Below are 21,972 nucleotides of genomic sequence, written 5' to 3' on the forward strand. Positions count from 1 at the left end.
GTCCTCTCCTTGTCGGACTGGTCAGGCACGGCCGTCACCGAGTGCCATCCGAACCAGGTCGTCCACGTTCATGTCCCTGATCGATGCGGGCTCGTCCGGAGCACCGGCTGTCGCCGCGGGTTCCGGTTCGCGCAGCCGCAGCAGGGCGTCGAGCAGGCCGGCGGTGCGCAGGCGCTGCGGCGGGATCGTGGTCAGCAGGCGGCGGACCGTCTCGTCGTCGACGGTCGCGGCCGGGGCCTCGGGGGCGGCCACCGGCACCACCCGCCCGGCTATGTACGCCGCCACGGCCTCGGGTGTCGGGTGGTCGAACACGAGCGTCGCGGGCAGCCGCAGCCCGGTGACGGCGTTGAGCTGGTTGCGCAGCTCGACCGAGGTCAGCGAGTCGAACCCGAGGTCCTTGAACGCCAGCGCGGGGTCGACGGCGTCGGCGCCCTGGTGGCGCAGCACCTGCGCGACCCGGTCCCGGACGATGTCCTCGAGCAACGCCCCGCGCTCGGCGGCCGACAGCGTGGACAGGCGTTGGCGCAGTGCGGTCGCCCCGGTGACGTCGGCGGCGCCGGTTCCGGCCGCGCGCCGGACCACGCCCCGGATCAGCCCGCGCAGCAGCGGGGGCAGGTCGGCCGCGGTCGTCGCCCCCCGCAGCCGGCCCGGTTCCAGGCGTACGGGCACCAGCACCGCCTCGTCCACCCCCAGCGCCGCGTCGAGCAGCGCGAGACCCTCGGCATCCGAGAACGCCACCACGCCGCCCCGGGTCAACCGCTGCCGCGCGGTGTCGCCGAGGCTGCCCGTCATCTCGCTGCGCTGCTCCCAGAGCCCCCACGCGAGAGACTGGCCGCGCATGCCCCGCGCGTGCCGCTGGGCGGCAAGCGCATCCAGAAAGGCGTTCGCTGCGGCGTAGTTGGCCTGCCCGGCGGTGCCGATCACCCCGGCGGCCGAGGAGAACAGCACGAACGCCGCGAGCGGCAGATCCCGGGTCAGCTCGTGCAGGTGGAGAGCGCCGTCGACCTTGGGCCGCAGCACGGTGTCGAGGCGCTGCGGGTCCAGCGACGCCACGACGCCGTCGTAGAGCACCCCGGCCGCGTGTATCACCGCGGTCAGCGGACGATCGGCGGGGACGCCGGCCAGCGCCGCCGCGAGCTGGTCGGAGTCGGCGACGTCGCAGGCGCGGAACGTCGCCTCGGCGCCCAGGTCCCGCAGGTCGGCGAGCAGCCCCGCAGCCCGTGGCGCGTCCGCTCCCCGCCGGCTGAGCAGCAGCAGGTGACGTGTCCCGTACCGGGCCACGAGGTGCCGGGCCACCAGGCCGCCGAGCACCCCGGCGGCGCCCGTGACGAGTACCGTGCCGCCCGGGTCGAACGGCGGCGGGGCCGGGTCGGCGACCGCCGGGACGCGGACCAGGCGGGCGCCGAGCAGCGCGGTGCCCCGGATCGCGAGCTGGGGTTCGGCCGCCGCGAGACCTGCGGGCAGCAGCGTGGACAGTTCGTCCGGGTCGGTGGTGTCGACCAGCGTGAACCGGCCCGGGTGCTCCGACTGAGCCGAGCGGACGAGCCCCCGCACCGCCGCGCCGGCCAGGTCCGCGACGCCCTCACCGGGGATCGCCTCGACGGCCCCGACCGTGACGAACACGAGCGCGCTGTCCGCGTACCGGTCGTCGGCGAGCCACTGCTGGATCAGGATCAGCGCGACGGTCGTCGCCGTCCGGACAGTTCCGGCGTCGTCCCCGGCGAACCGGCTCGCGACGCAGACGACATCCGGCACGGGTGCGCCCCGGTCGAGCGCGGAGCCGAGCTCCGCCAGGCCGGCGTACGTGTCGGGGAGCAGGCCGGCCGGTCCGATCGCGACCCAGCGCCCGGACGGCGGCGGCTGCGCCGCGACGCCGGGCAGCGGGATCCACTCCACCCGGAACAACGATTCGGGTACGCCGGACGCCGCCGACGGGGTCAGCGAGTCCGTCCGGACCGGCCGGGTCACCAGCCCGTCGATCGAAAGCACGGGCTGTCCGTGGGCGTCCGCCGCATCGATCGTCACCTGGCCACCGGCGTCGAACCGCAGCCTGACGCGCAGCCGCGTCGCGCCGACCGCGTGCAGCGTGACACCAGTCCAGGAGAACGGCAGCCGCGCGGTGCCCGGCTCAGGCACCCCGGCGTCGCCGCCGGGCCCGATCCACATCCCGTGCAGGGCGGCGTCGAGCAGTGCGGGATGCACCCCGTAGGCGGCAGCGCCCAGGTCGTCGCCCGAGGGCAGAGCCACCTCGGTGAGGATCTCGTCGCCGCAGCGCCAGGCGGCCCGGACCCCGCGGAACGCCGGGCCGTACTCGTAGCCGGAGCCGGCGAAGCCGTCGTACAGGTCGCCGACCGCCACCGCGGTGGCGCCCGGCGGCGGCCAGCTCTCCGGGCCGGCCGTGGCCGGGCGGGCGTGCTCGGCCACGCTGCCGGTCGCGTGCCGGGTCCAGGAGGAACCCGCTACGTCCTCCGCCCGCGAGTGGACCGCGAGCGTGCGGCCGCCGTCCGGGCCCGGCGGGCCCACTGCGACCTGAAGGCGGACCGCCGCGCCGGGCGGCAGCACCAGCGGCGCCTCCAGCGTGAGTTCCTCGATCAGCGCACAGCCGGCCTCGGCGGCGGCCCGCAGCGCCACGTCGACAAACGCCGCGCCGGGCAGCAGCACGACCCCCGCCACGGCGTGATCCGCGAGCCACGGGTTGGTCCGCACCGACAGCCGCCCGCTGAGCAGGATCTCGCCGGTGCCGGCGACCTCGGTGACCGCGCTGAGCAGCGGATGCCTGGCCGGGTCGAGGCCCGCAGCGGCGACGTCCTCGGCACCGGACCCGGCCGCCGGGCTCGCCCAGTAGTGCTGGCGCTGGAACGCGTAGGTGGGCAGCTCGACGCGCCGGGCTCCGGTGCCGGCGAACACGGCCGGCCAGTCCACGGGCCGCCCGGCGACCCAGGCCGCGCCGAGGGAGAGCAGGACACGGCGCCGGTCCCCCTCGTCGCGGCGCAGGGTGCCGAGCACCACGCCGTCGCGGCCGGCGGCCTCGATCGTCTCCTCGATCGCCGCGGTGAGGAGGGGGTGCGGGCTGACCTCGATGAACGTGGTAAAGCCCTGCTCGGCCAGGTCGCGGACGGCGGGTTCGAAGCCGACCGTACCGCGCAGGTTGGCGTACCAGTAGGCGTTGCCCATGTTGGCGGTGTCGAGCCAGCCGCCCGTGACGGTGGAGAACAGCGGCACGGTGGCGGTACGCGGCGCGATCGGCGCCAAGGCCCGCAGCAGCCCCGCCTCGACGCGCTCGACCTGCGCCGAATGCGACGCGTAGTCGACGTCGATGCGGCGGGCTCGGACGGCCTCGCGGTCGCAGACGGCGAGAAGCTCGGCGACCGCGCCGGTCTCCCCGGCGACGACCACGGTGGACGGCCCGTTGACCGCGGCCACGGACAGCCGTCCGTGCCACGGTGCCAGCAGCTTCTCGACCCGCTCCCGGGTCAGGGTGACCGACACCATCCCGCCGGTGCCGGCCAGCTCGGCGATGGCCCGCGAGCGCAGCGCGACGACGCGGGCGCCGTCGTCGAGCGACAGTCCGCCGGCGACCACGGCCGCGGCGATCTCACCCTGCGAGTGGCCCACGACCGCGTCAGGTTCCACACCGTACGAGCGCCAGACGGCGGCGAGCGACACCAGCACCGCGAACAGCACCGGCTGGACCACGTCGACCCGGTCGAGCGGCGCCGCGGAGCGCACCACGTCGAGCAGGGACCAGTCCACGTGCGGGGCGAGGGCCGCGTCGCACTCGGCCATCCGGTCCGCGAAGGCCGGCGAGTCCGTGAGCAGTGCCCGGGCCATCCCGGCCCACTGGGAACCCTGGCCGGGGAAGACGAACACGGCCCGGCTCTCGGGGTCCGGCACGCCGGAGACCGCCGCGTTACCGCCGGTGCCCTCGACGACCGCGCGCAGAGCTGAGTCCAGCTCGTCACCCTCGCCGACGACCACGAGGCGATGCGTCGACGCCGTCCGGCCGGCGAGGGAGAGCCCCACGTCCGCCGGCCCGGCTCCGTCGACGCCGTCCAGGTGCTCCCGCAGCCGGGCGGCCTGGTCGGCCAGCGCGGCCGGAGTGCGTGCTGACAGCACCCACGGCAGCGGCCCGGGCCCGGATCCGTGGTCCGGCCCGGGCCCGGATCCGCGGCGCGCGGCGGTGTCCGCCCGCGCTCCGGCGACGGTCGGGGAGTGCGGTGGGTCCGGTTCCGGTGCCTGTTCCAGGATGACGTGGACGTTCGTGCCGCTCAGCCCGAACGAGGAGACCCCGGCCCGGCGCTCGCGCCCGGTCTCCGGCCAGGGCACGAGGCCGGTCACGAGTTCGCCGGCGCCCCGGTCCCAGTCGACGTGGCCGGTCGGCCGGTCCACGTGCAGCGTCGGCGGGACCATGCCGTGATTCAGCGCCAGCACGGTCTTCATCACCCCGGCCACGCCCGAGGCGGCCTGGGCGTGGCCGATGTTCGACTTGAGCGAGCCGATCAGCACCGGCCGGCCGGCGGGCCGGTCCTGCCCGTACGTGGCCAGCAGCGCCTGCGCCTCGATCGGGTCGCCGAGCGTGGTGCCGGTACCGTGCGCCTCCACGACGTCCACGTCACCCGAAGTGAGTCCCGCGTCGGCCAGCGCGGCCCGGATGACCCGCTGCTGGGACGGGCCGTTCGGGGCGGAGAGGCCGTTGCTGGCACCGTCCTGGTTGACCGCGGACCCACGCAGCACGGCCAGCACCGGGTGCCCGTTGCGGCGGGCGTCGGCGAGCCTCTCGACGACCAGGACGCCGATCCCCTCGCCCATGCCCATGCCGTCGGCGGTATCGGCGAACGCCTTGCACCGGCCGTCGGCGGCGAGCCCGCGCTGCCGGGAGAAGCTGACTATCGCGCCGGGCGTCGCCATCACCGCCACACCGCCGACCAGTGCCAGCGAGCAGTCCCCGTCGCGCAGCGCCCGGGCGGCGGTGTGCAGCGCGACCAGCGAGGACGAGCAGGCGGTGTCCACCGTGACGGCCGGGCCCTCGAGCCCGAACGTGTACGCGACCCTGCCCGACACGACGCTGGCCGCGCTGCCGGTGAGCAGGTGCCCCTCGCCGTCTCCGGACCGGGCCACCGCGGACGCGTAGTCGCCGTAGTTGACGCCGACGTAGACGCCGGTTCGGGAGCCGCGCAGCTTCTCCGGATCCAGCCCGGCCCGTTCCAGCGCCTCCCACGACGTCTCGAGCAGCAGCCGTTGCTGCGGGTCCATCGCGATCGCCTCGCGCGGCGAGATGCCGAAGAACGCGGCGTCGAACTGACCGGCGTCGTGCAGGAAGCCGCCGTGCCGGGTCGTCGCGGTGCCGGGGTTGTCGGGGTCCGGGTGGTAGAGCTCGTCGCCCGGCCAGCCGCGATCGGACGGGAAGCCGGTGACGGCGTCACCGCCGGTCACCAGCAGCTGCCAGAGCTTGCCCGGGGTGTCGATTCCGCCGGGCAGGCGGCAGCTCATCGCGACGATGGCGATCCGGTCGTCGTCCGTGGCCACGGGCGCCGTCGCTACGGCGTCGGTGCCGGGTACGGCGGCCGGCCCGCCGAGCAACTCCTCGGTGATGTGCGCGGCGAGCGCCCCGGCGTTGGGGTGGTCGAACACGAGCGAGGACGGCAGCCGCAGCCCGGTGGCGTCGTTGAGGCGGTTGCGCAGCTCGACGGCGGTCAGCGACGCGAATCCCAGCTCCTGGAACGCCTTTCCGACCGGGACCGACTGCGGCGAGTCGTGGCCGAGAACCGCCGCGGCCTGCGCCCGGACCAGATCCAGCACGGCACGAGCGCGCTCGGCGGGCGTCATCCGGGACAACCGGCCGCCCAGCGGGGAGGCGGCCGCGGCGGCGTCGTTCGCCCCGACCTCGCTCGCCCCGGGAATCGTACGCAGCAGCGGGCTGGGCCGGGCCGACGTGAACACCGGCGCGAACCGTTCCCAGTCGACGTCGGCGACCGCGATGACGGTCTCGTCGTCGTCGAGGACCTGCTGCAGCGCGGCGACGGCGGTGCCGGGGTCGAGACGGCGCAGGCCGTGCTCGTCCAGGTTGAACAGGTCGGCGCCGTCGCCCGTCCCGATCGGGCGACCGGGGACGCCGGACCGCCAGACGCCCCAGTCGACGGTCGTCGCGGTCAGTCCCCGGGCGCGGCGGTGCTGGGCGAGCGCGTTCAGGTAGGCGTTGCCGGCGGCGTAGGCACCGTGGTCGCCGCTGCCCCAGACCCCCGCGATCGAGGAGAAGAGCACGAACGCGTCGAGTTCCCGGTCGAGGAGCGCGTCGAGGTGTTCCGCGCCGGCCGCCTTGGCCGCGACCACGTCGGCGAACGCGCCGAGCGGCGTGGTGCCGAGCGGGCCGAGCGCGATGGACGCGGCGGCGTGCAGCACCGCGCGTACCGGGGTGCCCTGCTCGTCGAGCTCCGTGAGCATCCGCTCGACCTGGTCACGGTCGCTGAGGTCGCAGACCGGCAGGGTCAGCCGGGTGCCGTGCCCGGCCAGGTCTTCGCGCAGCTGGGCCACGCCGGGGGCGTCCTCGCCCCGGCGTCCCGGCAGCACCAGGTGCTCGGCGCCGCCACGGGCCAGCCACCGGGCCAGGTGCGGGCCGATCGCGCCGGTTCCTCCGGTGAGCAGCACGGTGCCTCGGGGGCGCCACGAACGGGAGGGTGCGTCCAGGGGGCGCGGGGCGGGCACGAGACGGCGGGCGAAGAGGCCGCCCGGGCGGAGCGCGAGTTGGTCCTCCCCGATGCCACCAGCACCGAGCGCGGCGCCGAGCCGCTGCCTGACGCCGTCGTCCCCGGTGGCGGGCAGGTCGATCAGGCCGCCCCAGCGCTGCGGCTGTTCGAGCGCGGCCACCATGCCGGTGCCCCAGACCAGCGCCTGGCGGGGTGCCGTGAGGGGATCGGTGGCGCCGGTCGAGACCGCGCCGGCGGTCAGGCACCACAGCGGCGCGGTCGAGCCGGTGTCGCCGAGCGCCTGCACGAGCGCGACGGTGAGCGCGGCACCCACCGGCAGGGCCGGGTGGTCCGGGTACGGCCGTTCCGCCAGCGCCAGCAGGGAGAGCACCCCGGCCGGCGGCTCCCCGGCGTCGGTGGCGCCGAGGCGCCTGGCCAGTCGGGTCCGGTCCACGTCGTCGTCGGTCAGCTCGACGGTGGTGACGGCGGCGCCGAGGGCTGCCAGGGTTTCAGCGGCCCAGGCGGCATACGGGAGGTCGGCGTGCCCCGGTGGCAGCACCAGCAGCCACCGGCCGGCGAGCGTGGCAACCGCGGGGTCGGAGAGCCGTTGCCACGTCACGCGATAGCGGAGGGCGTCGAGTGTGGCGCTCTCGCGGCGGCGCTGGTGCCAGGAGCGCAGTGCGGGCAGCACCCGGCCGAGGGGCTCGGCGTCGACAGCGAACACGCCGGCGAGCTCCTCCGGGTCCGCGCGGGCGAGGAGCTCCCAGAACTCGCCGTCGTCGGTGGACGCGTCCGAGGCGGGAGCGGCCTCCGTCCAGAAGCGGCGTTCCTGGAACGGGTACGTGGGCAGCCCCACCGCGCGGGCGTTCGGGAACGCGGTGGTCCAGTCGACGGTGACGCCGTGGACCCAGAGCTCGGCCGCCGACGTCAGCGCGCGCCGCAGGCCGCCCTCGTCACGCCGGAGCGTGCCCGTGACCACGGCGCCGGTCAGGCCGACGCTCTCGACGGTGTCCTGCACCGGCACGGTCAGCACCGGGTGCGGCGAGACCTCGACGAACACGTCGTGGCCCTGCCGCGCCAGCTCGCGGATCGCGTCGTCGAACCGTACGGTGCCGCGCAGATTGCGGTACCAGTAACCGGCGTCCATGCCGCTGGTGTCGAGCCGTTCACCGGTGAGCGTGGAGAACAGCGGGACGTCGCCCGCGCGAGGGGTGAGCCCGGCGAGGGCCTTCGCCAGGTCCTCGCGGATCCGCTCGACGTGCGCCGAGTGGGAGGCGTAGTCGACTGGCAGCAGCGTGGCGCGCACACCCTTGGCGGTGCAGTGGGCCACCAGTTCGGCGAGCGCGTCCGGGTCGCCCGAGACCACCACGGTGCCGGGGCCGTTGACGGCCGCCACGGAGATGCGGTCCCCCCAGGGCGCGATCTCGGCGTGGGCGCGGTCGTGCCCGACGGCCAGGGAGACCATGCCGCCGAGCCCGGCGAGCACGCCGATCGCCTGGCTGCGCAGCGCCACGACCTTTGCGCCGTCGGCCAGCGACAGCGCGCCCGCGACCACGGCCGCGGCGATCTCGCCCTGGCTGTGTCCGACGACGGCGGCGGGTTCGACGCCCCAGGAACGCCACAGCGCGGCGAGGGACACCATCATCGCGAACAGCGCCGGCTGCACGACGTCGACCCGGTCGAGCGAGGGTGCCCCGGCCACGCCGCGCAGCACGTCGGTCAGCGACCAGGTCACGAACTCGGCCAGGGCCTGGCCGCACTCGGCGATCGCGGCGGCGAAGACGGGGGACTCGGCGAGCAGCTCGCGGGCCATGCCGTCCCACTGCGCGCCCTGTCCCGGGAAGACGAGCACGGTCCGGCCGGCACCGGCGGCGGTGCCTCCGGTGACCACGCCGGGCGCGGGAGCCGGGCCGGCGGCGAGGGCGCCGAGCCCGGCAAGCAGCTCGGTGTGGTCCCCCGCCACCACCACCGCCCGGTGCTCGAACGCCGTGCGCGTGGTGGCCAGCGAGAAGCCGAGGTCGGCCAGGTCCGCGCCCGGGTCGGCGGCCAGCTGCCCGCTGAGCCGCACCGCCTGGTCGCGCAGGGCTGCGCTGGTACGCCCGGAGACGACGTACGGCGCGACCGGGGCCGCTGGCCGGCGCTCCCCGGTGCCCACCGGTTCGGGTGCTGGCGCCTGTTCGAGGATGACGTGGGCGTTCGTCCCGCTCATGCCGAACGCCGAGACACCCGCGCGGCGCGGCCGGCCGGACTCGGGCCACGGCTGGTTCTCCGTCAGCAGCTCGACGCGGCCGGTGGACCAGTCGACGTGCGGCGTGGGCTCGGTGACGTGCAGCGTGCGGGGCAGCACGCCGTGACCGAGCGCGAGCACGGTCTTGATGACCCCGGCCACCCCGGCCGCCGCCTGGGTGTGCCCGATGTTCGACTTCAGCGAGCCCAGCCGGAGCGGCCGGTCCGCAGGCCGGTCCTGCCCGTACGTGGCGAGCACCGCGTCGGCCTCGATCGGGTCACCGAGCGTGGTGCCGGTGCCGTGCGCCTCGACCGCGTCGACCTCGGCGGCGGTGAGGCCGGCATCGGCGAGCGCCGCCTGGATGAGGCGCTGCTGCGACGGGCCGTTCGGGGCGGTGAGCCCGTTGCTGGCACCGTCGGAGTTGGTGGCGGAGCCACGGATGACGGCCAGTACCGGATGCCCGTGGCGACGCGCGTCGGAGAGCCGCTCGAGCAGCAGGACGCCGACACCCTCGCCCCAGCCGGTACCGTCGGCGGTCGCCGAGAACGCCTTGCAGCGGCCGTCGGGGGACATCGCGCCCTGGCGGCTGAACTCCGCGTACACCAGCGGCAGGGACATCAGCGTCACGCCGGCGGCCAGCGCCAGGGAGCACTCCCGCCGGCGCAGCGCCTGGACGGCCAGGTGCAGGGCGACGAGCGAGGAGGAGCACGCGGTGTCCACGGTGAGCGCGGGGCCTTCCAGCCCAAGCGCGTACGACACGCGCCCGGACAGCACGCTCATCGAGTTGCCGGTCACGACGAAGTTCCGCACGGCGGGCACCGCGGATACGCCGAGCTGGGCGTACCCCTGGTCGACGGCCGCGGCGTACACCCCGGTGGAGCTGCCGCGCAGCGAGGCCGGATCGATGCCGGCCCGCTCGATCGCCTCCCACGCCGTGGTCAGCAGCAGCCGCTGCTGCGGGTCCATCGCGATCGCCTCGTACGGGGAGACCGCGAAGAACCCGGGGTCGAAGTCCGCGATCCCGTCGACGAAGGCGCCCTGGCAGGGCACGTTGCCCGCGCTGAGCCCGACGACGTCCCAGCCTCGGTCGCCGGGCACCGCCGTCACCGCGTCGCGGCCGTCGGCGACCAGGTCCCACAGCTGCTCCGGGGTGCGTACGCCACCCGGGAAGCGGCAGCTCATGGACACGATCGCCACCGGCCCGTGGCCGGCGGCCTCGGCCTCGGCGAGCTGCCGGCGGGTGCGCTGCAGATCGATCATGACGCGGTTGAGGTAGTCGCGGAGCTTCTGTTCGCTCACCGGGCTCCCCCGCTTTCGTCGAGGACCGGGCCGGTCCACCGGGCTGTCACGGGGCTCATGAGATGCCCAGCTCCTTGTCGATGAGGTCGAACAGCTCGTCGTTGCTGGCGGCCTCGATCCCCTGTTCCGGGTCCGCGCCGGGATCACCACCGCGGGACTCCACCTTGGACAGCAGGCGGCGCAGCTGCGCCGCCAGCTCCGGCGGCAGGGCCGGTTCCGGGCCTGACCCGGCCCCCAGGGCATCGATGCTGGCTTCGAGCCGGCTCAGCTCGGTGAGCACCGGCGGCACCGGTGCGGCGGGCGTGGGGGCCGCCCCGTCGATCCGGCCGAGGATGTTGCGGGTCAGCGCGTCCGGCGTGGGGTGATCGAAGATCAGAGCGGCCGGCAGCCGCACGCCCACCGCGCTCGCGAGCCGGTTGCGCAGTTCGACGCCGGTCAGCGAGTCGAAGCCGAGTTCCTTGAACGGCCGGCCGGGGCGGATCTGGTCGGGCGACGCGTGTCCGAGGACCGTGGCGGCGTTGCCGCGGACGAGATCCAGCAGGATCCGGTGCGCCTCGGCCGGCGCAAGCCCGGCAAGCCGCCCGGCAAGCGACGCTCCCCCGTCGCCGGACGGGGCCTGCGCCCGGCGCAGGGCCTGCCTCGGCACCCGGGCCAGGCCGCTGAGCACGGCCGGGATGCGGGCGCCGGACAGGGCGGCGGGATCGAGCCGGGCGGCGAAGACGTACGGCCGGGCCGAGCGCCAGGCAGCGTCGAACAGCGCGAGCCCCTCGGCGGTGCTGAGCGCGCCGAGGCCCGTACGCGACATCCGGTTCGTCCCGGTGCCGGTCACCCGCGCCGTCAGCTCGCTGCGTTGCTCCCACAGGCCCCAGCCGACGGCGACCGCGGGCAGTCCCTGGGCACGACGCTCGGCGGCCAGGGCGTCGAGCGCGGCGTTCGCGGCGGCGTAGTTGGCCTGTCCGGCACCGCCGAGCAGGGCAGCTCCGGACGAGAACAGGACGAACGCGGCCAGATCGAGGTGCCGGGTGAGGTCGTGCAGGGTGACGGCCGCGTCCACCTTGGGCCCCCACACCTGGTCCACCTGGTCGGCGGTGAGCGAGGCCACGACACCGTCGTCGAGGGCGCCCGCGGCGTGCACGACGGCCGTGAGCGGGCGGTCGGGCGGGATCCTGTCCAGCACCCCGGCCAGGGCGCGGCGATCGGTCACGTCGCAGGCGACCGCGTCGGCGCGGGCCCCCAGCCCGGCCAGCTCGTCGACCAGCTCGGCCACGCCCGGCGCCTGCGGGCCACGGCGGCTGAGCAGCAGCAGGTTCCGCATGCCGTGGGCGCCGGCCAGATGCCGGGCGACGAGGCGGCCGAGGGTACCGGTGCCGCCGGTCAGCAGGACCGTCCCGCCCGGGTCGGCCGTGGCCGGCACGAGCAGCACGTTCTTGCCGATGTGCCGGGCCTTCGCGAGATGCCGGAACGCCTCCGGAGCCTGCCGGACGTCCCAGCAGGTCAGCGGCAGCGGCGTCAGCACGCCGCGCTCGAACAGCGACAGCACCTCGGTGAGCAGCTGACCGATGCGCTCCGGGCCGGCCTGGACCAGGTCGAACGCCCGGTAGCGCACGCCGGGGTGGTCCCGGGCCACGTCGTCGGCGGAGCGTACGTCCGTCTTGCCCATCTCCACGAAAGCGCCGCCGCGCGGCAGCAGCCCCAGGGAGGCGTCGACGAACTCGCGGGCCAGGCAGTCGAGCACGACATCCACGCCGCGCCCCCCGGTGGTCGCGCGGAAGTGCTCCGCGAACTCGAGCGTCCGGGTCGAGGCGAGGTGCGCGTCGTCGAGTCCCATGGCCCGCAGCACAGCCTGTTTCGCGGGGCTCGCGGTGCCGAACACCTCCGCGCCGGCGTGCCGGGCGAGCTGCACCGCGGCGGTCCCGACGCCGCCGGTCGCGGCGTGCACGAGCACCGCCTGGCCGGGCCGGAGGCCGCCGAGGTCGAACAGCCCGTAGTACGCCGTGAGGAAGGCGACCGGCACGGCGGCGGCCTGGGCGAACGACCAGCCCGCCGGGATGCGGGCGACGGTGGCCCGATCGGCGACGACGACGGGGCCGAACGCGCCGCCGAAGACGCCCATCACGCGGTCACCGGGGGCCAGGCCGGTGACACCCGGGCCGACCTCCAGCACGACGCCGGCGCCCTCGCTGCCCACGGTCGGCTGGTCCGGGTCGAGTCCGAGCGAGACGACGACGTCGTGGAAGTTGAGGCCGGCGGCACGGACGGCGACGCGCAGCTGACCCTCGCCCAGCGGAGCGAGCGCGTCGGGCGCGGATCGCAGCGCGAGCCCGCCGGCCGCGTCCCCGTCGCCGACCTCCACCCGCCACGCCGCAGCTCCGGGCTCGGTGAGCAGGTCCGGGTCGCCGGCGGTCAGCCGGGGCACGAACAGCTCACCCGCCCGGACGGCCCACTGGGTTCCGCCGGTGGGCAGCGCGGCCGCGAGGGCGCTCAGCGAGGCGGGGTGGTCGTCGACGTCGGCGAGCACGAACCGGTCGGGGTGTTCGGCCTGGGCACTCCGGACGAGGCCCCAGACGCCGGAGTCGGCCCAATCCGGACCGCGGTCACCGGGCCCGGTGCGGATCGCACCACGGGTCACGAACACGAGCGTCGAGCCGGCGAACCGCTCGTCCGCGAGCCACTCCTGGATCAGGGCGAGGGCCCGGACCGTGGCGGCGCGCAGCCGGTCCTGCGGCTCGTCACCGGCACCGGCGGCGAGGCCGGCGAACACGAAGGCGGGTGCCTCCCCCGCGCCCAGCGCGGCAAGGTCGGGCCAGCCGGGCTCGGCGGGCACCACGGCGCCCGCCGTCGTGCCCCCGGGCGCCGGCTCGGGCGCCCACAGCAGACGGTGGGGGCGAACCCCACCGGCGGTGACCGCGCGCAGACCACCCGCCGGGACGGGGCGCAGCGCCAGGGCCTCCGCCCTGAGGACGAGGCCGCCGGTGAGGTCCCGGGCCTCCAGCGACACCTCGTCGGCGCCGGCCGCCCGGACGCGGACCCGCAGGGCGGCGGCACCGGCCGCGTACGCGGTGACGCCGGCCCAGGAGAACGGCAGCCGGGCCAGGTCGTCGCGGCCCGGCAGCAGGGCGCTCACCTGCAGGGCGCTGTCGAGCAGGGCCGGATGCAGCAGGTAGTCGGCACCGTCGCCCTGCCGCGGCAGGGCGATCTCGGCGACGATCTCCTCACCGTGGCGCCAGACTGCCCGGACACCTCGGAACGTCGGACCGTACCCGTATCCGGCGTCGGCGAAGCGGTCGTACAGGGCGGAGATGTCGAGCGGTTCCGCGCCGGCCGGGGGCCAGGCCACCGTGCTGTCGTCGGGGCCGGCGGCGGGGGCGAGCGTACCGGTGGCGTAGGCCGTCCACTCGGCGGCCGGGTCCTCCTCCGGGCGGGCGTACACGCCGAGCGTGCGGCCTTCGTCCGGGCCGGCGGGGTCGACCCGGACCTGCAGCCGCACCGTGCCGCTGTCGGGCAGCACCAGCGGGGCCTGGAGGGTGAGTTCCTCGACCAGCCCGCAGCCCACCTCGTCGGCGGCGCGCAGGGCCAGCTCGAGGAACGCGGTGCCGGGCAGCAGCGTCACGCCGAAGATGGAGTGCTCGGCCAGCCACGGCGTCGCCGCGCGGGACAGCCGGCCGGTCAGCAGATGACCGCCCGGGTCGGCGAGGTCCACCGCGGCACCCACGAGCGGGTGGCCGGTGGCGCCGAGGCCCGCGGAGCCCACGTCCGCCCGGCCGGTGGTCGCGTCCAGCCAGTAGCGGGTGCGCTCGAACGGGTACCCGGGGAGGTCCACCCGCCGGGCGCCGGTGCCGGCGAACACGGCGGCCCAGTCAGGCTCGACTCCACCCACGTGGGCCTCGCCCAGTGACAGCAGCAGCCGGGCGAGACCGCCCTCGCCACGGCGCAGGGACCCGGTCACCAGGACCGCACCGGTGGCGTCCTCCAGCGTCCCGCTGACCCCGGAGGTCAGCACCGGATGGGGGCTGACCTCGATGAACGTCGTGTGGCCGGCGTCCGCGAGCGCCCGGACGGCGGGATCGAAGCCGACCGTACCGCGCAGGTTGCGGAACCAGTACCCGGCGGTCAGCTCGGGCCCGTCCAGCCACGTCGCGTCGAGCGTGGAGTACATCGGCACCCGGGCGGTGCCCGGGGTGACGGTGGCGAGGGCCTCGATCAGTTCGTCGCGCAGCGCGTCGACCTGCGCGGAGTGCGAGGCGTAGTCCACCTCGATGCGGCGGGCGCGGATGCCGTCGCGTTCACAGCGGTCGACCAGGTCCGCCACGGCGTCGGGGGCACCGGCCACGACGGTGGCGCGCGGGCCGTTGATCGCGGCGATCGCGATCCCGCCGGGCCGGTTCTCCAACAGGGTCCGGACGTCGTCGGCGGGCAGCGCGACCGAGGCCATGGCGCCCGTACCGGCGAGGGTACGCACCAGCCGGCTGCGCAGCGCCACGACCTTCGCGCCGTCGGCCAGCGAGAGCGCGCCGGCCACCACCGCAGCGGCGATCTCGCCCTGCGAGTGGCCGACGACGGCGTCGGGTTCCACCCCGTACGAGCGCCAGGTCGCGGCGAGCGAGACCATGACGGCGAAGAGGGCGGGCTGGACCCGATCCACCCGTTCCAGGGCCGCGGCGTCCTTCAGCACCTCCAGGACGGACCAGTCTCCGTACGGCGCGAAGGCGCGTTCGCAGGCCGCCATCGTGTCCGCGAAGACGGCGTTCGTGTCAAGCAGGTCCAGTCCCATGCCGGCCCACTGCGCGCCCTGCCCGGGGAAGACGAACACGGTACGGCCCACGGGTCCGGCGACGCCCTGCGCCCTCGCCGCCGAGGGGTTTCCGGCGGCGAGCGCCCGCAGTCCCTCCATCAGCTCCTCGCGGTCACCGGCGAGGACGGCGCGGTGCGGGTGCCGGGCCCGGTGCAGGGCGAGCGACAGGCCGACGTCGGCGATGTGCGGTGCCGGGTCGGCGCCGAGGTGCCGGGCGAGTCGCTCGGCCTGGGCGCACAGGGCTTCGGGCGTACGGGCGGACAGCACCCACGCGACGGGATGCTCGCCGGCATTCGGCGGCGACGCGGCCGGTTCGGCGGCCTGCTCCAGCACGACGTGCGCGTTGGTGCCGCTCATCCCGAACGCCGAGACGCCCGCCCGACGCGGACCGGCCGACGCCCACTCCCGGGCCCGCGTGAGCAGCCGAACCTGGCCCGACGACCAGTCCACCTGCGGCGACGGCTCGTCGACGTGCAGCGTCCGCGGCATCACCCCGGCGCGCAACGCCTGCACCATCTTGATGACGCCACCGACCCCTGCGGCGGCGGACGTGTGGCCGACGTTCGACTTCAACGATCCGATCCACAGCGGCCGGTCCGCCGGGCGATCCTGCCCGTACGTCGCGATCAGCGCCTGCGCCTCGATCGGATCGCCCAGCCGCGTCCCGGTGCCGTGCGCCTCGACCACATCCACCTCGGCGGCACTCAGCCCCGCGTCCGCCAGTGCCGCCCGGATCACCCGCTGCTGCGCGGGCCCGTTGGGCGCCGTCAGGCCGTTCGACGCGCCGTCGGAGTTCACCGCCGAGCCCCGTACCACCGCCAGGACCGGGTGCCCGTTCGCCACCGCGTCGGACAGCCGCTCGACCAGGAGCATGCCGACGCCCTCGCCGAAGCCGGTGCCGTCGGCGGCGCCCGCGAACGGCTTGCAGCGGCCATCGGCGGCGAGCCCCCGCTGGCGGCTGAACACCACGAACAGTTCCGGACTGTTCATCACCGTCACGCCGCCCGCGAACGCCAGGTCGCACTCCCCGGAGCGCAGGGACCTGACCGCCAGGTGCAGCGCGACCAGCGACGACGAGCAGGCGGTGTCCACGGTGACCGCAGGGCCTTCCAGCCCGAAGACGTAGGACAGGCGCCCGGAGGCGACGCTCGCGGAGTTGCCCGAGCCGAGAAAGCCCTCGATCTCCTCCGGCACGTCGCCGAGCAGGCGTACGGCGTAGTCGTGGTGCATGACGCCGGTGAACACGCCGGTGCGGCTGCCGCGCAGCGTGTCCGGGTCGATTCCGGCGCGTTCGAAGACCTCCCAGGTGGTCTCCAGCAGCAGCCGCTGCTGCGGGTCCATGGCCAGGGCCTCCCGCGGCGAGATGCCGAAGAAGCCGGCGTCGAACTCGGCGGCGTCGTGGAGGAAGCCGCCCTCCCTGACGTACGAGGTGCCGGGGCCCCCGTTGTCGGGGTCGTACAGCGACCCGACGTCCCACCCACGGTCGGTGGGGAACTCGGAGATCGCGTCGGTGCCGCTGGCGACCAGGTCCCACAACTGTTCCGGCGAGTCGGCGCCGCCGGGGAACCGGCAGCCCATCGCCACGATGGCGATCGGCTCGTCTGCCCTGGTCGGAGCGCCGGCGGGGAGGGCGGGGACGGCGGTGCTCCGGTCCGGGTCGCCGGTCAGCCGGGTGTCGAGCAGGGCGGCCAGCGCCTCCGGGGTCGGGTGGTCGAAGACCAGCGTGGCGGGCAGCCGCAGGCCGGTGGCGACGTTGAGGCGGTTGCGCAGGTCCACGGCCGCGAGGGAGTCGAAACCAAGGTCGCGGAACGCGCGGGTGGGTTCGACCGCGTCCGCCGAGGCGTGCCCGAGGACCGCCGCGACCTGGGTACGTACCAGTTCCCGCAGTGCCCGGCGCCGGTCGGCCGGGGGCAGGCCGGCGAACCGGCCGGCCGGGGTTCCGTTGGGTTCACCGGCGAGCGGCCCCGCCGCGGCGCGCCGCGCGGCCGGACGGACCAGCCCGTGCAGCAGCCTCGGAACCGGTTCGGTGTCTGGGCGCGCCCGCAGCGCCGCGACGTCGAGCAGCATCGCGACCAGCGACGGCTCGCGGATGGCCGTGGCGGCGTCGAACAGCTCAAGGCCCTGCTGGTCGGTGAGCGCCGGCATGCCGGAGCGCGCGATGCGGCGCGCGTCGTCGGCGTCGAGGTGACCGGTCATCGCGCTGCGCTGCTCCCACAGCGTCCAGGCGATCGACTGCCCGGCCAGGCCCCGGGCCCGGCGGTGCTGGGCGAGCGCGTCCAGGAAGGCGTTCGCCGCGGCGTAGTTGCCCTGGCCCGGGCCGCCGAACACGCCCGCCGCCGAGGAGAACAGCACGAACGCGCGCAGGTCCTGGCTGGCCGTGAGCTCGTGCAGGTGCAGCGCGGCAGCCACCTTGGGCCGCAGCACGGCGTCGATCCGCTCGTCGGTGAGCGAGGTGATGACGCCGTCGTCGAGGGTGCCGGCGGCGTGCACGACGGCGGTCAGCGGATGTTCGGCCGGGACCGTGTCGAGGAGCTGCCGCAGCGCCTCCCGGTCGGCGACGTCGCAGGCGACGACCCTGCAGTGGGCGCCGAGGGCGGCGAGTTCCTCGGCGAGGGTCGCGGCGCCGGGCGCGCCGGGGCCGCTGCGGCTCGTGAGCAGCAGGTGGCGGGCGCCCCGGGCGGCGAGGTGCCGCGCGACGCGGGAGCCGATCACGCCGGTACCGCCGGTGATCAGTACCGTGCCGCCGGGGTCGGCGAACGGGTCCGTGGTCGGGGAGCCGGTCGCCCGCGCCAGGCGGGCGGCGCTGACGCGACCGCCGCGTACGGCAAGCTGGTCCTCCTCCGTGGCGGTCAGGACCGCGGTGAGCGCGGTGAGGCTGGCCGGGTCGTCCGCGTCGGCCAGCACGAACCGGCCGGGGTGCTCGGACTGGGCCGAGCGGACCAGCCCCCAGACGGCGCTCTGCGGGAGATCGGTGATGTCCTCGCCGGGCGTCACGGCGACCGCGCCCCGGGTGCCGAGCACCAGTCGGGAGCCGGCGAGCCGCTCGTCGGCGAGCCACTCGCGCAGCAGCGCGGCGGCGCGGTGCACGGCCCGGTGGACAGCGGCCGGGCCGCCCTCCTCGGAGGTCGGCATCGGCAGGACGACCAGGCGGGGTGCGGCAGCACCGGAGTCGAGGGAGGCGCGCAACGCGGTGAGGCCGGGATGGCGTTCGCTGCCGAGCACGACGGGCTCGTCCCCGCCGGCCGGGACACCAACAACCGGTACGGGCGTCCAGTCCAACCGGAACAGCGACCGTCCCGGTCCGGGCGGGGACTGCCCGGTGGCGGGCGACGGGCGTAGCAGCAGGGCGTCGATGGCGGCGACCGGCTGGCCGGCGGCGTCCCAGGCCTGCACCGACACGGCGTTCTCGCCGGCGGGTGCCACCCGGGCCCGCAGCGTCGTCGCGCCGCCGGCGTACAGGGTCGCACCGGTCCAGGCGAACGGCATCCGGCCGGTGTCGTCACCCGACAGTCCGGTGACGTGCAGGGCGGCGTCGAGCAGGGCGGGGTGCATGCCGTGCAGCACCGCCTCGGCGTGCCGGTCCGCGGGCAGGACGGCCTCGGCGTAGACGTCGTCGCCGAGTCGCCAGGCCGCGCGCAGTCCCTGGAACGCCGGGCCGTAGACGAAGCCTCCCGACGCGAAGCGCTCGTACAGGCCGGTGAGGTCGATCGGTTCCGCGCCGGGGGGCGGCCACGCGGCCAGGGCGTCCGGGGCGGTGGACGCCGCCGGGGACAGCGTGCCGCTGGCGTGCCTGGTCCAGGGCTCGTCCGGGGCGTCGGCGGGCCGGGCGTACACGCCGATCGGGCGGTGTCCCGCAGCATCGGGCGCGCCGACGGTCACCTGCAGGTCGACCGCGCCGGATCCGGGCAGCGCCAGCGGTGCCTCCAGGGTGAGTTCCTCCACCCGGCGGCAGCCGGCCGGCCCGGCGGCGCGGGTGGCGAGTTCGAGGAACGCGGTGCCGGGCAGCAGCGCGGCCCCGAGGACGTCGTGCTCGGCGAGCCACGGTGAGGTACGCGCCGACAGCCGCCCGGTCAGCACGAGCGAATCCCCGTCGGCCAGCATGATGACCGCCCCGAGCAGCGGGTGCCCCACGGCGGTGAGGCCGGCCGAGCCGACGTCCCCCGCCACCGGGCCGGAGTCCTCGAGCCAGTACCGCTGCCGCTGGAACGGATAGGTGGGCAGGTCCACGTGCTGGGCCGGGGCGTGCGCGTACGCCGGTTCCCACGTCACGCCGACGCCCGCGGCCCACAGCTCGCCGAGCGCGCCGTGGAAGCGGGTGAGCCCGCCGTCGTCGCGGCGCAGCGTGCCGGTCACCAGCGCATCGAGGCCGGCGTCGCGGGCGGTGTCCTCGACCGCGACGGTGAGCACCGGATGCGGGCTGACCTCGACGAACGCGCGTAGCCCGGCGGTCAGGGCGGCGGTGACGGCCGGCTGCAGCTCAACGGTGCCGCGCAGGTTGCGGTACCAGTAGTCGGCGTCGAGGGTCCTCGTGTCGAGCACCGCCCCGGTCACCGTGGAGTAGAACGGCACGTCGCCCGCGAGGGGGGTGATGCCGTCGAGCACGGTGCACAGCTCGTCGCGGATCCGCTCGACGTGGGCGCTGTGCGAGGCGTAGTCGACGTCGATCCGGCGGGCCCGTAGGTCGCTCCGGTCGGCGTGGTGGAGGAACTCGTCCACGGCGGTGGGCTCACCGGAGATGACGACGGCTGCCGGGCCGTTGACGGCCGCCACGGAGAGCCGGTCGCCCCAGGAGGCGATCTCCTCGCGGACCCGCGCCGCAGGGAGCTGCACCGAGGCCATCGCTCCCGCACCCGCGAGGGCGCGCAACGCCCGGCTGCGCAACGCGACGACCATGGCCCCGTCGGCCAGGGACAGGCCGCCCGCCACCACCGCAGCCGCGATCTCACCCTGCGAATGACCGACAACCGCATCCGGCTCCACCCCGTACGCACGCCACACCGCAGCCAACGACACCATCACCGCAAACAGCACCGGCTGCACCACATCAACCCGATCCCACAAATCCTTCCCACGAACCACATCAACCAACGACCAGTCCACGAACGGCGCCAGAGCCACCCCACACTCGGCCATCCGCCCCGCGAAAACCGGAGACTCCTCCAGCAACTCCCTGGCCATCCCCACCCACTGCGAACCCTGCCCGGGAAACACGAAGACGACCTGGCCGGTGCGCACGTCGCCACCGCGAACGAGGGTCGCCGACGGCAGGTCACCGGCGAGCGCGTTCAGGTCGGCGACCAGTCCGGCGTGGTCGGCGGCGAGCAGGACCGCGCGGTGTGCGAACGCGGTGCGGGTGGTGGCCAGCGCGCGGCCGGTCGAGGCGAGGTCGAGGCCCGGGTCCCCGGTGAGCCGGTCCCGCAGATCACGGGCGCGATCGCGCAGCCCTGCGCGGTCTCGGGCGGACAACAACCACGGCACGGGACGGCCGGCGGGCTCGACCGGCTCAGCGGGCTCGACCGGCTCGGGCTCGAACGGCTCGGCCTGTTCCACGATGACGTGTCCGTTGGTGCCGCTGATGCCGAACGAGGAGACCGCCGCGCGGCGCGGGCGAGCAGTCTCGGGCCACGGCACGGCGTCGGTCACCAGCCGTACCGTGCCGGCCGACCAGTCCACCTGGGAGGTGGGGTGCTCGGCGTGCAGGGTGGGCGGCACCGTGCCGTGCCGCATGGCCATGACCATCTTGATGACGCCGCCGACGCCGGCGCCGGCCTGCGTGTGACCGATGTTGGACTTCAGCGAACCCAGCAGCAACGGACGGTCGCGCGGACGGCCCTTCCCGTACGTCGCCAGCAGCGCCTGCGCCTCGATCGGGTCGCCGAGCGCCGTGCCGGTGCCATGCGCCTCGACGACGTCGACCGCGTCGGCGGTCAGCCGGGCGTCGGCCAGCGCCCGCCGGATCACGCGCTGCTGGGCGGGGCCGTTGGGCGCGGTGAGCCGGCTGCTCGCGCCATCGGAGTTGACGGCGCTGCCGCGGACCACGGCGAGCACCGGGTGGCCATGGCGCCGGGCGTCGGAAAGACGCTCCAGCAGTATCATGCCGACGCCCTCGCCCCAGCCGGTGCCGTCCGCCTCGTCGGCGAACGACTTGCACCGGCCGTCGCCGGCGAGGCCACCCTGCCGGCTCATCTCGACGAACGGCACCGGGGTCGACATGACCATGGCGCCACCGGCGAGCGCCAGCGAACACTCCTGGCGGCGCAGCGCGTGCGCGGCCAGATGGATGGCGATCAGGGACGAGGAGCACGCGGTGTCCACGGTGATCGCCGGGCCCTCGAGGCCGAACGTGTAGGAGATCCGGCCGGAGGCGACGCTGTCGGACGTGCCGTTGCCGAGGTAGCCCCGGACGTCGTCCGGCACCTCGTTCAGGCGCAGCGCGTAGTCCTGGTACATGACGCCCGCGAAGACGCCGGTGTCGCTGCCGCGCAGGGTGGCCGGGTCGATGCCGGCCCGCTCGAACGCCTCCCACGTGGTCTCCAGCAGCAGCCGTTGCTGCGGGTCCATCGCGAGAGCCTCGCGTGGGGAGATGCCGAAGAAGCCGGGGTCGAAGTCGGCGACCGCATCCAGGAAACCGCCCTCGGCGGAGTACGTGGTGCCCGGGCGCCGCCGATCCGGGTCGTACAGCTTCCCCAGGTCCCACCCACGGTCGCCGGGAAACGCGCCCACGGCGTCGGTGCCGCCGAGGACCATCCGCCACAGGTCCTCGGGCGTCCGGACGCCGCCCGGGTAGCGGCAGCCCATGCCGATGATGGCCACGGGTTCCTGGTCCCGGGATTCGGCCTCGGCGAGCCGCTTGCGGGTGTGGTGCAGGTCCGCCGCGACCCGCTTCAGGTAATCACGGAGCTTGCCATCGTTCATCAGTGATCGTCACCTTCTGCGGGCGGGTAGCGGGCCGGGACGGGAACGGCGGACGG

General features: G+C 75.6%; 1 protein-coding gene and 1 pseudogene. Both read right to left on the reverse strand.

Annotated features, from left to right (window positions below; genetic code table 11):
• Nucleotides 1–21: 21 nt before the first annotated feature.
• Complete coding sequence (locus OG617_RS33880; RefSeq protein ID WP_405097233.1) at nucleotides 22–10,209, reverse strand: type I polyketide synthase; 10,188 nt, start codon at nucleotides 10,207–10,209, stop codon at nucleotides 22–24.
• A 55-nt stretch (nucleotides 10,210–10,264) separates the two neighbouring features.
• Nucleotides 10,265–21,904, reverse strand: a pseudogene (locus tag OG617_RS33885) (SDR family NAD(P)-dependent oxidoreductase); the annotation flags it as partial.
• Nucleotides 21,905–21,972 lie beyond the last annotated feature (68 nt).

Source organism: Micromonospora sp. NBC_01412, from assembly GCF_045040215.1.
Lineage (GTDB): Bacteria > Actinomycetota > Actinomycetes > Mycobacteriales > Micromonosporaceae > Micromonospora > Micromonospora rubida.